This is a genomic window from Bailinhaonella thermotolerans (assembly GCF_003594875.1).
Lineage (GTDB): Bacteria > Actinomycetota > Actinomycetes > Streptosporangiales > Streptosporangiaceae > Bailinhaonella > Bailinhaonella thermotolerans.
This window is the reverse complement of sequence record NZ_QZEY01000009.1, coordinates 267,893-281,647: the sequence shown is the minus strand read 5'-3', so window position 1 is coordinate 281,647 and position 13,755 is coordinate 267,893. Positions and strand designations below refer to the sequence as shown.

General features: G+C 73.9%; 11 protein-coding genes. 2 read left to right on the top strand and 9 right to left on the bottom strand.

The window, feature by feature from the left end:
* Positions 1-114: 114 nt before the first annotated feature.
* From D5H75_RS23495 to D5H75_RS23485, 3 genes are all read right to left on the bottom strand, one after another.
* Positions 115-1,953: a hypothetical protein gene (locus D5H75_RS23495; protein ID WP_147425258.1), complete on the bottom strand. Its 1,839-nt coding sequence runs from the start codon at positions 1,951-1,953 to the stop codon at positions 115-117.
* Complete coding sequence (locus D5H75_RS23490; protein WP_119928665.1) at positions 1,938-2,711, bottom strand: ABC transporter ATP-binding protein; 774 nt, start codon at positions 2,709-2,711, stop codon at positions 1,938-1,940. The genes D5H75_RS23495 and D5H75_RS23490 overlap by 16 nt, the downstream gene beginning before the upstream one ends.
* Before the next feature lie 207 nt (positions 2,712-2,918).
* Positions 2,919-4,559 carry an LCP family protein gene (locus D5H75_RS23485; RefSeq protein ID WP_202638421.1) on the bottom strand — a complete coding sequence of 547 codons (1,641 nt, stop codon included), beginning with the start codon at positions 4,557-4,559 and terminating at the stop codon, positions 2,919-2,921.
* A 96-nt stretch (positions 4,560-4,655) separates the two neighbouring features.
* Here D5H75_RS23485 and D5H75_RS23480 point away from each other — a divergent pair, with 96 nt between their 5' ends.
* Positions 4,656-5,687 carry a glycosyltransferase family 2 protein gene (locus D5H75_RS23480; RefSeq protein WP_119928664.1) on the top strand — a complete coding sequence of 344 codons (1,032 nt, stop codon included), beginning with the start codon at positions 4,656-4,658 and terminating at the stop codon, positions 5,685-5,687.
* Between the two features lie 183 nt (positions 5,688-5,870).
* Here D5H75_RS23480 and D5H75_RS23475 read toward each other — a convergent pair whose 3' ends face one another.
* The 6 genes from D5H75_RS23475 to D5H75_RS44240 all read right to left on the bottom strand — a co-directional run bounded on the left by D5H75_RS23475 (position 5,871) and on the right by D5H75_RS44240 (position 11,721).
* Entirely contained in the window at positions 5,871-6,752 is an 882-nt protein-coding gene (locus tag D5H75_RS23475) for a glycosyltransferase family 2 protein (protein WP_242454459.1), read from the bottom strand.
* 238 nt (positions 6,753-6,990) lie between these two features.
* A complete protein-coding gene (locus tag D5H75_RS23470) occupies positions 6,991-7,758 on the bottom strand; it encodes a CDP-alcohol phosphatidyltransferase family protein (protein ID WP_119928663.1) in 768 nt (255 codons plus the stop codon).
* On the bottom strand, positions 7,736-8,773 hold the full coding sequence (locus D5H75_RS23465; protein ID WP_202638434.1) for an iron-containing alcohol dehydrogenase family protein: 1,038 nt from the start codon (positions 8,771-8,773) through the stop codon (positions 7,736-7,738). Before D5H75_RS23465 ends, D5H75_RS23470 begins: the two co-directional genes overlap by 23 nt.
* Positions 8,774-8,778: 5 nt before the next feature.
* Complete coding sequence (locus D5H75_RS23460) at positions 8,779-9,510, bottom strand: phosphocholine cytidylyltransferase family protein (protein ID WP_119928661.1); 732 nt, start codon at positions 9,508-9,510, stop codon at positions 8,779-8,781.
* 91 nt (positions 9,511-9,601) lie between these two features.
* Positions 9,602-10,225, bottom strand: a complete 624-nt coding sequence (locus tag D5H75_RS44245) for a DUF5941 domain-containing protein (RefSeq protein WP_277949968.1) — start codon at positions 10,223-10,225, stop codon at positions 9,602-9,604.
* On the bottom strand, positions 10,222-11,721 hold the full coding sequence (locus tag D5H75_RS44240; protein ID WP_119928660.1) for a CDP-alcohol phosphatidyltransferase family protein: 1,500 nt from the start codon (positions 11,719-11,721) through the stop codon (positions 10,222-10,224). Before D5H75_RS44240 ends, D5H75_RS44245 begins: the two co-directional genes overlap by 4 nt.
* A 530-nt stretch (positions 11,722-12,251) precedes the next feature.
* Here D5H75_RS44240 and D5H75_RS23445 point away from each other — a divergent pair.
* On the top strand, positions 12,252-13,751 hold the full coding sequence (locus tag D5H75_RS23445; RefSeq protein WP_119928659.1) for a bifunctional cytidylyltransferase/SDR family oxidoreductase: 1,500 nt from the start codon (positions 12,252-12,254) through the stop codon (positions 13,749-13,751).
* The last annotated feature ends 4 nt before the right edge of the window (positions 13,752-13,755 follow it).

The window sequence follows — 13,755 nt, the reverse complement described above, 5'->3', positions numbered from 1 at the left end:
TCCACGACGCCGCCCACGGGCGCCTCTTCCCGGAGGCGGTCGCGGGTTTCGGTGTCGTAGAGCGGCAGCAGGGGCTCGGGCGGCATGCTTCGGCTTCTCGGGGGCGGCGGGGGGTCAGGGGGTGGCCGGGGGGCGGGGTCTGGCGGTGGACCTGCGGTAGAGGTGGACGCACAGCGTCAGGGAGGTGAGGCCCAGCAGGATCATGGCGATGACGGTGGGCCATTGCCAGGGGTCCGGGAGGTGGAGGGCCAGGAACCAGACGCGGGCTATCTCGCCGCTGAGCTTCATGACCAGGGGGACGAGGCCCTGGGGGAACAGGGCGATCACGCCGACGAAGAACAGGGTCCACAGGATGGCCTGGCGCGCCGCGGGGATGGGGGCGGCGGCCTGCTCGGTCTCCTCCTCGGGAGGGGTGACGGGCTTGCCCGAGCGCATCAGGTACAGCAGCTCCGGGCCGCGCTCGCGGAGGCGGCGGGCGGCGCGCGCGCCGAAGGCCCAGGCGCAGACCGCGCCGAGCCCGACGCCGGCCGCGACGCCGGTCCAGCGGAGGGCCGGGGAGTCCATCGCCTCGCCCGCGGCCACCACGGCCAGGGCGGGCGACGCCGCCGTGATCGCCAGGAACAGCATGACGAACGACAGGCCGGTCACGTCGCCGTGGTCGAGCGGGGAGTCGCGGTTCCGGTGCGGGTCGGGGCCGGGCACGAGCTGGTCCACCGCCAGCAGCGGCACCAGGCCCGCGCCCGCGCCCAGCGCCGCGGTCACCGAGGCGAGCGCCCACGGCCACGCGTCCGGGTCCCCGTGCCACAGCCCGCCGACCACGGTCAGCCCCAGCGACAGCGGCCCGAAGACCGTGAGCCAGCCGAGCTGCCGCCCGCGCACGTCCGCCCGCTCGGTGCCCGGCCGCAGCAGGGTCAGCCACAGCGCCGTGCCGTCCTGGCCGTACAGGTTCGCGCTGCCCACCGCGCCCAGCAGCGCCGCCAGCACCCCGGCGTACGGCAGGAAGGCGGTCGAGCCGAACGCCAGCGGCACGAGCCCGGTGAGCACGGCGAACACCGGCGCGACCACGAGCCCCTGCACGCGCAGCGGGTCACGCCGCCAGGTCCGCAGCTCCTTGAGGTAGACGGCCGTCACCGGGCGCGAGGGGATCCGGCGCGACCGGTCCGACCCGCGCACGACGGACCGCGCGAGCCGCCCCGGCCCGAGCAGGCGCCCCCACAGCAGGGTCAGCAGCACCAGCCCCACGGCGAGGCCCAGCAGCGCCGCCGCGACCACGGCCCAGTCGGAGCGGGCGGCGGCCTCGACGGCGACCAGGCCCCAGCTCGACGGGAGCGCCCGCAGGACGGCCGAGACGCCGGGGGAGAAGCCGGTGGCCAGCACCGCCTCCACCGCGATGAACACGATCCACCCGGCCTGCGAGGCCACCAGCAGGACGGCGGTCAGCACGCCGGTGATCGCCGCCCCGGTGCGCGAGCGGGACAGCGCCCCGAACAGCCGGGCGGCCAGCCGCGACAGCAGCACGACCAGCGCGAGCTGGAGCACCAGCGCGGGCACCGCCACCAGTGCCGGGACGATCCCGAGCCGCGCCCCGAACACGATCAGCGCGCCGAAGCCCACGACCGTGACCCCCGCGCCGATCCCGACGAGCGAGGCGGCCAGCAGCCCGGCGGCCAGCCGTACCCGGGGAACGGGGTGGTGCGCGAAGTGCTCGGCCCGCAGCGGCGCCTGCCCGCCCCAGACGGGCGCCGCGATCCAGCCGAACGCCCACATGGCGAACACCGCCGCGAGCAGGTCCATCAGCGCGGCGGGCCGGCTGATGTCGTAGGTCGCGAACCAGATGGTCAGCCCCGCCGCGACGAGCCCGGCCGTCGCGCCGCTGGTCATCCAGATCTGGCGTTCGTCGGTCGAGGAGTGCCGCATGACGGCGAGCTTCATCCGGATCAGGACCCCAACCACGACAGCCCCTCCCCGCCGCTGACGTCGGCCCCGACCAGCTCGACGAACGCCTCTTCCAGCGTGCGCCCGCCGCGCACCTCGTCGAGCGGCCCCTCGGCGGCCACGACGCCCCCGGCCATCACCGCCACCGTGTCGCAGAGCTGCTCGACCAGCGCCATCACGTGGCTGGACAGGAGTACGGCGCCGCCGCCCGCCACGAAGCGCCGCAGGATGTTCTTCAGCGTCGCGGCCGAGACCGGGTCCACCGCCTCGAACGGCTCGTCGAGCACCAGCAGCCTCGGCCCGTGCAGCAGCGCGCTCGCGAGCCCGATCTTCTTCCGCATGCCGGTCGAGTAGTCGATCACGAGCGTGCGCTCGGCGGAGCCGCTCAGCTCCATCACGTCCAGCAGCTCCGAGGCGCGCCGCTCCACCGTCGCGGGGTCGAGGCCGCTGAGGGTGCCCAGGTAGGTGAGCAGTTCGCGGCCGGTCAGCCGCTCGGGGAGGGCGAGCCCGTCCGGCAGCACGCCCATCAGGCGCTTGGCGGCCAGCGGGTCCCGCCAGACGTCCACGCCGAAGACGAGCGACCGCCCGGCGTCCGGACGCTGCAGCCCCACCGCCATCGAGAGCGTGGTGGTCTTCCCCGCGCCGTTGGGCCCGACGAGACCGTAGAACGAGCCCGGCTGGACGGTGAGGCTGACGCGGTTCGCGGCGACGTGCTCGCCGAACGCCTTGTGCAGCCCGTCCACCCGGAGCGCGGGGGCGGCCCCGGCATCACTCATCGTCGTTTCTCCAGAAATGTCGGGGGTACGGCGAGACGCCACGCTATCCGGCGACATAGGCGATCATGCCAGCTCAGACCGCACGATGCCCACATCGGCCACCCCCGGCCACCCTCCGACCGCCCTCCGGCCACCCTCCGGCCGCCCCCGGCCGCCCTCGACCACCTTCCGGACGCCCCCGGGCGTCCCGGTCCCGGGGCGCCGGGGTCAGCGGCAGATGTTCTGGGTGGCCGTGCGCGGGGTCTCGCCGGCGCCGCTCTCGACCGGGCCCGCGGCGACCTTGACCGCCTTCGTGCCCTTGTAGTCGCGCCCGACGACCACCTCGATCCGGTTCCCCAGGTCCGGGATCTCGACGAGCTGGGCCCCGGGGATCGCCGCGGCGACCGTGCGGGCCGAGTCGGCGCGCGGCGTGCCGTACCGCACGAGGGTCCGCTCGTGGTTCCGCTCGGGCGTGTCCCCGGCGCGCTCGGGCACCAGGAAGCCGACGCGCTGCAGGTCGCCGCGGGCCTTGGCGCCCCGGCCGGTCAAGCCGGTGCCGTTGAGGACGCGTACGGCGATGCGCCCGGGCGCGACGGTGAGCGGGTTCTTCCCGGCGGTCGGGGTGGCGGACGGCTTGAGCAGGGGAGTGTCGTTCTTGAGGCGGCCGAACAGGTCGCGCGCCGCCGCCTGGTCCCAGAGCACCGCCGACTCGCCCTGGGGGGTGCGGAAGTTGGCGTCGGAGACGGGGACGGTCGCGAACGTGACGTCGTCGGTGCTCAGGTCCTGCATCTGCCCGGCGAGGCCGCGGATCGTGCCCGCGTCGAGGTTCTCGTCCACGGTCACGGCCGCCAGGGCGGCGTCGAGGAAGCCCGTGAGCTTGGCGGGGTTGGTCAGCGTGCCGGCGCTCAGCGCCTTGTGCAGCAGCGCCGCCATGAACTGCTGCTGCCGATCGATCCGGTCGAAGTCGGACCGCGCGGTGGCCCGGGTGCGGGCGAAGGCGAGCGCGGTGACGCCGTCCACCGTGTGCTTGCCGGCCTTCATGCGCAGGCCGCTCTTGACGTCGTTGATGTCCTGGTTGAGGCAGACCTGCACCCCGCCCAGGGTGTCCACGACCTTGATGAAGCCGAGCACGTTGACCTCGACGTAGTGGTTGATCACCAGGCCGGTGGCCTCCTGCACGGTCTTGACCGTCAGGTTGGGCCCGCCGAGCTGGTACGCCGAGTTGATCTTGTGCTGGCCGCGCCCGGGCACGGTCACCCACGAGTCGCGCGGGATGCTGACGACGGTGAGGCGGCGGTGGTCGGCGGACAGCCGGATCAGCATCATCGTGTCCGTGCGGGAGCCGGGGTCGCGCCCGAGCGCGAGCCGCTTCTGCTGCTCACGGGTGAGCCCCTGCCGCTTGTCCACGCCCACCAGCAGGATGTTGAGCGGCCCGCTCGGCACCGAACCGACCACGCCCACGGGCACCCGCCCGACGCCGGCCTCGATGACCTGCGGCAGGGCCCAGAGGAACCCCGAGATCAGCAGCACGACGCCGGACAGCGCGGCACTGGTCAGCAGCCCCCGGCGGCGTGAGCGCGCCGCGGGGTCGGGGACGCGCGGCCTCGGCCCGCCCGGCTTCGTCCCGCCGGGCCCGATGCTGACCGAGCCGTACCCGTCGCTCCCGACGCTGACCCCGGCCGCCTGCCGCGCCCCGGACGGCGTACGGCGTGAGCCCCCCTCGGGCCGGGCGCCCCCCTCGGGCCGGGCGCCCCCCTCGGGGCGTGCCCCCGGCTCCGGCCGAGACGAGGCGCGGCGCGAGCCCGCCGCGGGACGGCGCGGGGGCCGCCCCCCGGAGCCACGCCTGGCGTCCCCGTCTTCCCCGCTCATCGCGTCGCCCCCCTCCGAAAGGCCCCCTCTTTCGACGCCAGACTATGCCTTTCGGTTGTCGTGGCGGCCCACCCGTGCAGTAGCGTGTGCGCAGCCATGAAGCCCTTCCCCGAATCGCCGTTCGCCGCGCGGGCCGACTCCGATGCCGCGTGGCCGCCGGTCTCCGTCGTCATCCCCGTCCTGAACGAGGAGCGTCACCTGCGTGAGGCAGTTCACCAGGTGCTCTCCCAGGAGTACCCGGGGGAGGTGGAGGTCGTGCTCGCGCTGGGCCCGTCCACGGACCGCACGGACGAGGTCGCGCGGGAGATCGCCGAGGCCGATCCGCGGGTCACGCTGGTCGCCAATCCCACGGGCCGCACGCCGAGCGCGCTCAACGCCGCCATCGGCGCGGCCCGCCACAAGATCATCGCCCGGGTGGACGGGCACGCCATGCTGCCCCGCGACTACCTGCGCGTCGCCGTGGAGACCCTGCACGAGTCCGGCGCGGACAACGTGGGCGGGATCATGGCCGCGGAGGGCGTCACGCCGTTCGAGAAGGCCGTGGCGGTGGCGATGACGTCCCCGGTGGGGGTGGGCGGCGCCCGCTTCCACACGGGCGGCGAGGCGGGCCCGGCCGACACCGTCTACCTCGGCGTGTTCCGCCGCGAGGCGCTGGACCGCGTCGGCGGGTACGACGAGAAGTTCCTGCGCGCCCAGGACTGGGAGATGAACCACCGCATCCGGCAGACCGGCGGCCTGGTGTGGTTCCAGCCCCGCATGCGCGTGACCTACCGCCCCCGGCCGAACCTGCGCGCCCTGGCCAAGCAGTACTACCACTACGGCCGCTGGCGGCGCGTCGTCTCCCGCACCCACGCGGGCACGATCAACCTGCGCTACCTCGCCCCGCCGACGGCCCTGCTCGCGATCGTGGCGGGCCTGGCGCTGTCGCCGTTCTGGTGGCCGGCCCTGATCGTCCCCGGCGGATACGTCGCGGCGATCCTGGCCGCCTCGGTGGCCACCGGCCGCGGCCTGCCGCCGTCGTCCCTGGCGCGCCTGCCCCTCGTCTACGCCACGATGCACATGAGCTGGGGCTACGGCTTCCTCACCAGTCCCCGGGACCTGGGCCGCGGCGGCGCCGTCCGCCTCTGACCCGGCGTCCTCCCGCCCTGTCCGCCGCAGCGCCCCGCGAGCCGTACGGCCCCGATCCACGCCGTACGGCTCGCGCGGGCGCTTCCGTGTGTCGCGGCCCGGGCGCCCGCACGCGTCGCGGCGGCGGGCCGTACGACGGGAAAGCCCCGGTCGCCGGGACCGGGGCGGGGCCTTCGCGGGGCGTCAGACGATCGGGGGGCGGCCCAGCTTGAGCATGCGCCAGGCGGTGCGCCAGGCCATGGGGCGGCGTTCGCCGGCGGACTCGCGGACGCCCTCGCGGAAGCCGCGGAACCAGGCCGACAGGGCCGCGCCCGAGCGCTCGCGCAGGATCGTGAGGACGATCCAGTTGCCCAGGTAGAGGGCGGCCAGGGGCCAGGGGAGGTTGCGGCGGGCCAGCCAGACGCGGTTGCGCGCGTTGAGGCGGTAGAAGTCGGCGTGGCGGGTCGGGGGGACCTGCGGGTGGTACATGACCGCGCGGGCGTCGTACTCGATGCGGTAGCCCGCCCCGAGGAGACGCCAGGCCAGGTCGGTCTCCTCGTGCGCGTAGAAGAAGCGCTCGGGCTGCCCGCCCACCTGGAGGTACGCCGACCGGCGGATCGCGCACGCGCCGCCGAGGAACGTGGTGACGGGGGAGGAGCGCTCGGGGTCGCCGGCCCGCAGGCGGGGCACGTGACGCCGCTGGCCGGGGCCGCCGTCGGGGTCCACGACGCGGAAGGAGATCACCGCGAGGTCGGGCTCGGCGGCGAAGCGCTCGCGCACGTGGGCGGCGACCTCGGGCGAGGCGTACCAGCCGTCGTCGTCGAGGAACATCACGATGTCGCCGGAGCAGGCGTCCACGCCGCGGTTGCGGCCGCCGGGGATGCCCTCGTTGGTCTCCAGCCGGATCGTCTGGACCGTCGAGGCGGAGCCCTCGGGCGGGCTCGCCGTCAGCTCGGGGACGTCGGCCCCGTTGCCCACGATCACGACCTCGACGTCGGCGTCGGCCTGGTCGAGCGCGGACATGACCGCCCGATCGAGCTCGGCGACCCGGTTTCCCATCGTCAGGATGACGCACGAGATCTTCACTGTGTCATCGCCTCGGCGCGAAGGGCACACGTGTGCGTCATAGTTGCATGATCACCGGGTATCGGGCGGCGGGCAAGGGCGGACGCCCGCCCACGAGCGGATTGACGGGCACTTAAGGTTATCGGAACAGCCAGCAAATCCCCGCCTCGCGGTAAGACGTCTTGGGTATAGGACGTCCGGGACCGCTCCACGGTTCCTTGCTGCGGGACAGGAGTTGAAGTCAACGCCCCGGCAGCGTTCACCGGAGCCTCCGCGAGGCCAGGATGCTGACCAGGTGCAGGACGAGCTGGACCCCGGCGACCAGCGCGCACGCCACCACGAGGATCCGGGTCGCGGCCAGCCCGCCGCTCAGGGCGTCGATCACGGCGGTGACCAGCGCGATCAGCGACAGCTCCACGGCCTGGATGAGCCGGTGGAACCGCAGCGCGGCGGCCGCCCGGCGCGCCATGCCGAGCCCGCGCGAGCGCAGCTCCGCCGCGGCCTCCGGGGCCGCGACCAGCCCGGAGCGGGCGCGCGCCACGTCCACCAGGTCCGTCTCGGCCTTGATCAGGATCGCGCCCAGCGCCGCCGCGAACCCCAGCACGGTGTACCACCCGGGGGTCCAGTCGCCGGAGGCGCGGAAGCCCAGCCCGATCAGCAGGGCGGCCTCGGAGAAGTAGTGACCCACCCGGTCCAGGTAGACCCCGGCGATGGAGGTGCGCTTGGTCCAGCGCGCCACCTCGCCGTCGGAGCAGTCGAGCAGCAGGTAGAGCTGGATCAGCAGGGCCGCCCCGATCGCCGCCCAGAGCCCGGGCAGGGCCAGCACGGCCCCGGCCGCGATCCCGGCCACGATCATCAGGCCGGTGATCTGGTTCGGCGAGAGCGGGGTGCGCACGAGCAGCCAGGTGCCGTAGATGGACAGCCTGCGCATGTAGAGCAGGCCGGCCCAGTGCTCGCCGCTGCGCCGGTCCATGGTGGAGGCCGGCTGCGCGACCTCCCGAAGCTCAGCGACCGACGGCCCCGACATACGCTTCCACCCGCTCCCGAACCTCGGACTCATCCAGCGACAGGTGCTCCAGGATCGTGTAGCGCCCCGGCCGGGTCTCCGGCGCCGCCAGGACGGCCGCCGTGAACTGCTCCGCGGTCAGCCCCAGGTCGTCCGGGGTCACCGGCAGCCCGTGGCGGCGCAGGCACGCCACGACCGGGTCGAGCCGCGGGTCCGACCGGAGGTGGAAGCAGAACGCCGCCCCGACCCCGGCGAGCTCGCCATGGCCCGCCGTACCGGGGAACAACTGGTTCACCGCGTGCATGATCTCATGATCGCCGCCACTCGCGGGACGCGAGGAGCCCGCGACGACCATGGACATCCCCGACATGATCAGCGCTTCGGCCAGCACCGCGAGGAACTCGTCGGACTCCACCGAGTCGGTCCGGTGCAGCAGGGCCTCGGCGGCGGTGCGCGCGAGGGCCACCGCGAGCCCGTCCACCTGCTCGCCGACCTCGCGCGAGGCCAGCCACCAGTCCTCGACGGCCGACAGGTTGCTGATCGCGTCGCCCACGCCCGCCCGCACGAGGTGCTGCGGGGCCGTACGGACCAGGTCCAGGTCCACGACCATGGCCAGCGGCATGGGCACGCCCAGCGAGGCGAACCCGCCCTCGTGCTCCAGGGTCGAGACGGGGGAGCAGATGCCGTCGTGGGACAGCGCGGTCGCCACGGCCACCATGGGGATGCCGGCCAGCGAGGCGGCGTACTTGGTGGCGTCGATGGTCTTGCCCCCGCCGACCGCCACGACGGCCTCGTAGGCCCCCTTGCGCAGGTCGGCCCCGAGGGCGACCGCGTCGTCCATGCGCCCGCCGGGCAGCCGGAACACCTCGGCGTCGCCCAGCGTCGGCTTGATCAGGGCGACGATGTGGTCGCCCTGGCCCGGGCCGACCACCACCGCGACCCGGCCCGAGGTGGCGACCCGCCCGTCGGCGAGCAGTTCGCCCAGGCGCGCGACGGCGCCCCGCCGTACCTCGACCATCAGCGGGGCGGTCAGCATGCGGGCTAGTAGCGGCATGCGATCTCCCGGGCCCGGGTGAGGTCGTCGTGGTTGTCGACCTCGACCCATTCGACCTCGCCGATCGGCGCGACGGCGATCTTCTCGCCCCGGGCGACCAGCTCGGCGTAGCCGTCCTCGTAGTACAGGTTCGGGTCGCGCCGCCAGGTGGCCTCCAGCGCGTCGGCGAGGCGCGCGGCGGCGGCGGGCTCGATCAGGGTGGCCCCGATGTACTCGCCCGCGGCCTCGGCGGGTTCCATCAGCTTGGTGATGGTGGCCAGGTGCCCCGCGGGATCGAGGGTGATCTTCATCTCCTCGTCGCCCAGCGTCTTCACGGTGTCCACCGCAAGGAGGATGTCAGATCCCCGGTTCGAGAGCAGCGTTTCCTCGACACTCACCGGGTGCACGGTGTCGCCGTTCACCAGCAGCGCGCCCTCGCCGAAGTGGTCCCTGGCGCACCACAGGGAGTAGGCGTTGTTCCACTCCTCGGCCTTGTCGTTGTGCACGAGCGTCAGCCGCACGCCGTGCCGCTTCTCCAGCTCGTCCCTGCGGGCGTGCACGGCGTCCGCCGCGTAGCCGACGATGACGACGACGTCGCGGAGGTCCACGGCGGCGAAGTTGCGCAGGGCGATGTCCAGGATCGTCGTGTCGCCGTCCACCGGCACGAGCGCCTTGGGCAGGGTGTCGGTGTAGGGACGCAGGCGACGCCCGGCCCCCGCGGCCAGGACCATTCCGAGCACGAGTGTCTCGCCTTCCTTCGGGGTCGTTCTTTCGGTGTACCTAGTCGTCGCGCGGCGTACGGCGGGCGCGGCGCGGCCCGCCGGCCGTCCGCTAGTCGTCCGCGCCGAGGTCCTCGGACTCGGCCGAACGCGGGGCCGCGAGCCAGCTCGTCACGCTCTCCCAGGCGAACAGGCCCCACAGCCACACGGCCAGCAGGACGTATCCGGCCTGCACGAGCCCGGCGTACGCGGCCAGCGCGGCGAACAGCATCCGCCCGTCCCAGCCGAGCCCGGCCAGGCCCAGCCACGACGGCGGGTAGATGCGCTGCCGTACCCGATAGACGACGTCGTAGTGGTGGAACGCGAGCGCCCCGAGCAGCGCGTAGATCACCACCGGCGAGGCGCCGGCCGCGAACCCCACAGCCGCGAGGAACCCGTACTCCGTGACTCGAAGGATAGGCGGCACGAGCCAGTCCAGGCGTCCGGAGTGCGGGCTTGAGCTGCCCGGACCCGCCAGCAGCAGCACCACGGCGGGCGCGAACACGGCCGGGTCGCCCTCCCTGGCCACGCCCAGGAACAGCAGCACGCCGGTCATGACCAGGCCCACGATCGCGGGCAGCAGCGGCGGGATCTGGCCCTTGGCCAGGTGGCCGAGGCCGCGCGCGACGGGGCCGTCGTCGCGGTAGGCGACCACGGCGTTGCGCGGCACGGGGGTCATGTGGACGGAGATGGTCACTTGGCCACCGACCTCAGCACTCGTCCGGCAAGGGTGTAGCAGGCGGCGAGACCGCCCCAGACGAGCAGGGCGAGGAACGTCCAGCGCGCGTCGCCCAGCGCGGCGGTGAGCGAGATCAAGGCCATGCGCTCGCCGATCGGCAGCACGATGATCTTCTTGAACCAGCGCAGCGCGCTCGTGCGGTCGAACCGCCGGGACAGCGCCGCCGCCCCGGACTCCGCCCCCGCCGCGCCCGAGCCGCGCTCCTTCTGGGCGGGGTCGTCGGGCGTCTCGAACCCGCGCGGCGGCAGCGCCTGCACGGCGTCTGCCTGCGCGCCCGCGTAGGAGAAGTCGATCATGTGGCGGGTGGTCTGGAGCATCAGGGCGCCGACGGCCATGGGCCAGATCCAGTCCGCGCCCGGGTGGGCGACGGTGAAGCCGACGGCGAGCCCGACGTAGGCGACGTACTCCTTGACCCGGTCGAACGTCGCGTCCAGCCAGGCGCCCATCGGCGAGAACCGCCGGGTGTAGCGGGCGAGCTGGCCGTCCACGCAGTCGAGCACGAACGACAGGTAGACCAGCACCGCCCCGGCGATCAGCCCCGCCCGGGTCCCCGCGCCGAACCACACGGCCGCGAGCACCGCCAGGCCGACCGAGATCCCGGTCACGGCGTTCGGCGTCAGGCCCAGCCGGGCCGCCAGCAGGACGACGTACTTGGACCAGGAGCTGACGAAGTAGGTGGTGAACCAGCCGTCGTCGCCCTTGACCGCGGAGTCGAGCCGGACCGCCTTCTCGTCCACCTCGGAGAGCCGGGCGATCGCGTCGTCGGCGTCGCGCTGGTCCGTGACCCGGTCGCAGTGCAGGGCGCGCACGTCGGCGGCGCGCACCCGGACGCCGGAGCGCACCAGCCCGAGCAGGAGCAGCGCCGGCACGTCGGAGGCCGCGGGCTCCCCGAACGCGCCCGCCTCGACCAGCTCGGCCAGCCGGAGCGCGGCGTCGGACAGCGTCTCCAGGTCACCCTGGCCCACGAGCAGCACCCCGCGGAACGAGGCGTTCGGCTCGGCGACCCGGTGGAACCCGGTGCCCGCGGCGGCCACCAGCCCGCGTTCCACGCGCACGGGCGGGTGCACGGCTCCGGGCTCGGCCGCCGCCGCCACGAGCGCGCCGGTGCTGCGGGCGGGGTGGCCCAGCAGCAGCGCGAGCGACTCGTCGTGCGCCACCACGTCGCCGGGGACCACGGCCAGCGGCCCCCCGGCCTCGCGGGCCAGGTCGGCGACGGCGCGCAGGTCGTCGGCGACGCTCCCGCTGGGGGTGACCTCGGCGCGCCCGGGCGCGATGGCCGGCGCGTAGACGGACCGGGCCACCGCCCGCGTCCGCCCCACCCCGGCCCTGCCGAGCTGCTCGATCAGCCGGTCGAACAGGCTGCCCGCCCCGGCGCTGAGCCCGGCGGCGGGCGAGGTCGCGAGGACCACGGCCACCGCCGTGCGCGCGGCGGGCGGAGACGCTCGATCGATCAAGTCCCGCAGGCTCCTAGCTAGGAGGGGTCCGACCGCCCTCCGGGCACGGGGAATCCGGGCCGCGGATCGGGTCAGGCTGAAAGCCCCCAGCCTACCGGCCTTACCACCCCATCCAGCGACACGCGACCCGCCCCCGGCGACCCGCCGATCCCACCCCGCGCACCTCCGGGCCGAACGGCACCCGGCCCCCGCCGCCGATGCCGTCCGAAGCCCGCGAGGGCCTGTCCCACCAGCAGGGGTTCGCCTCGGCGCGCCGGTGATCAGGGAAGATCGTTTTCGGAGGGTGGGGAACGAGCCCTCCGCGAACGATCTGGCATGATCACCGGACTCGCGGCGCCGAGGTCGCCGAGCGAAACGAGCGAACAAACACGGTAAAGTCACGGAGCGTACGACGCCTGGCCTCAGGACGGCGCGGCACGCCCGCCGCGGCCCCTTGCCGCCCGCTCGCCTAGTCGATGACGCCTGGACACAGAGCCCGACAAGGGCCGACAAGAGCCGCAACAGTGCCGAGTGACAGAATGGATCTCCGTATGGCCGAGACCACCCAGCAGCGCCGCACGGTCGGGGTCGTCCTCGCGGGAGGGGTCGGGCAGCGGGTCGGGCTGGAGATCCCCAAGCAGCTCCTCAAGATCGCCGGCAAGCCGATCATCGAGCACACCCTCGCGGTGTTCGACGCCGCGCCGGAGATCGACGAGATCCTCGTGCTGATGACCCCCGGCTACACCGGCGAGATCGAGAAGATCGTGGCCAAGGGCGGCTACCGCAAGGTCACGCGGGTGCTGGAGGGCGGCGCCAGCCGCACCGAGACCACCTGGCGGGCGATCCAGGCGCTCAGCGAGGCCGGCGACGACTGCGACGTGCTGCTGCATGACGCGGTGCGGCCGCTGCTGGAGCCGCGCATCATCGCCGACTGCGTCGCGGCCCTGGGCAGGCACCGCGCGGTGGACGTCGCGATCCCGTCCTCCGACACGATCATCGTGACGGCTCGGGGCCGGAACGGCGAGTTCATCCGCGACATCCCGGAACGCTCCAGGCTGCGGCGGGGCCAGACCCCCCAGTGCTTCCGGCTGTCCACGATCCGCGAGGCGTACGAGCTGGCGCTGGCCGACCCCGAGTTCGAGAACTCGCCGCCGACCGACGACTGCGGCGTGGTGCTGCGCTACCTGCCCGAGGTGCCGATCTTCGTGGTGGACGGCAGCGAGCACAACATGAAGGTCACCCACCCGGTGGACGTCTTCATCGCCGACAAGCTGTTCCAGCTCGGCAGCCGCGCGCCGGTCCAGCCGTCGGCCGAGGCGTACACCCGGGCGCTGAGCGGCAAGACCATGGTCGTCTTCGGCGGGTCGTACGGCATCGGCGGCGACATCGTGGAGCTGGCGCGGGGCTTCGGCGCCAACGTCTACTCCTTCTCCCGCTCCCAGAACGACGTGCGGGTGGAGGACGCGGCGGCGGTCGCGGCGGCGCTGGAGAAGGCGCACAGCGAGACCGGCCGCGTGGACTACGTGGTGAACACGGCGGGCGTGCTGCACACCGGCAAGCTCGGCGAGACCTCCGACGAGACCCTGAACGAGACCGTCGCGGTCAACTACCTCGGGCCCGTCTACGTGGCGCGCGCCGCGATCCGCTACCTCCGCGAGACGGGCGGCCACCTGCTGCTCTACACCTCCAGCTCGTACACCCGGGGCCGCGCCGACTACAGCCTCTACTCCTCGACCAAGGCCGCGGTGGTCAACCTGACCCAGGCGCTGGCCGACGAGTGGGCCGAGTACGGCGTCCGCGTCAACTGCATCAACCCCGAGCGGACCCAGACCCCGATGCGGGTCCGCGCGTTCGGCGAAGAGCCCCCCGACACCCTGCTGTCGTCCAAGGTCGTGGCGCTGACCTCCGTCGACGTGCTCGTCTCCGACACGACGGGCCAGGTCTTCGACGTACGCCGCCTCGACCCGGAGGGACTGACCCCGGGTGACCCGGACGCGATCGCCGGCGTCCTGCCCACATCGGAGAACCCCCCCTCATCCCACCAGGGCTAATCAA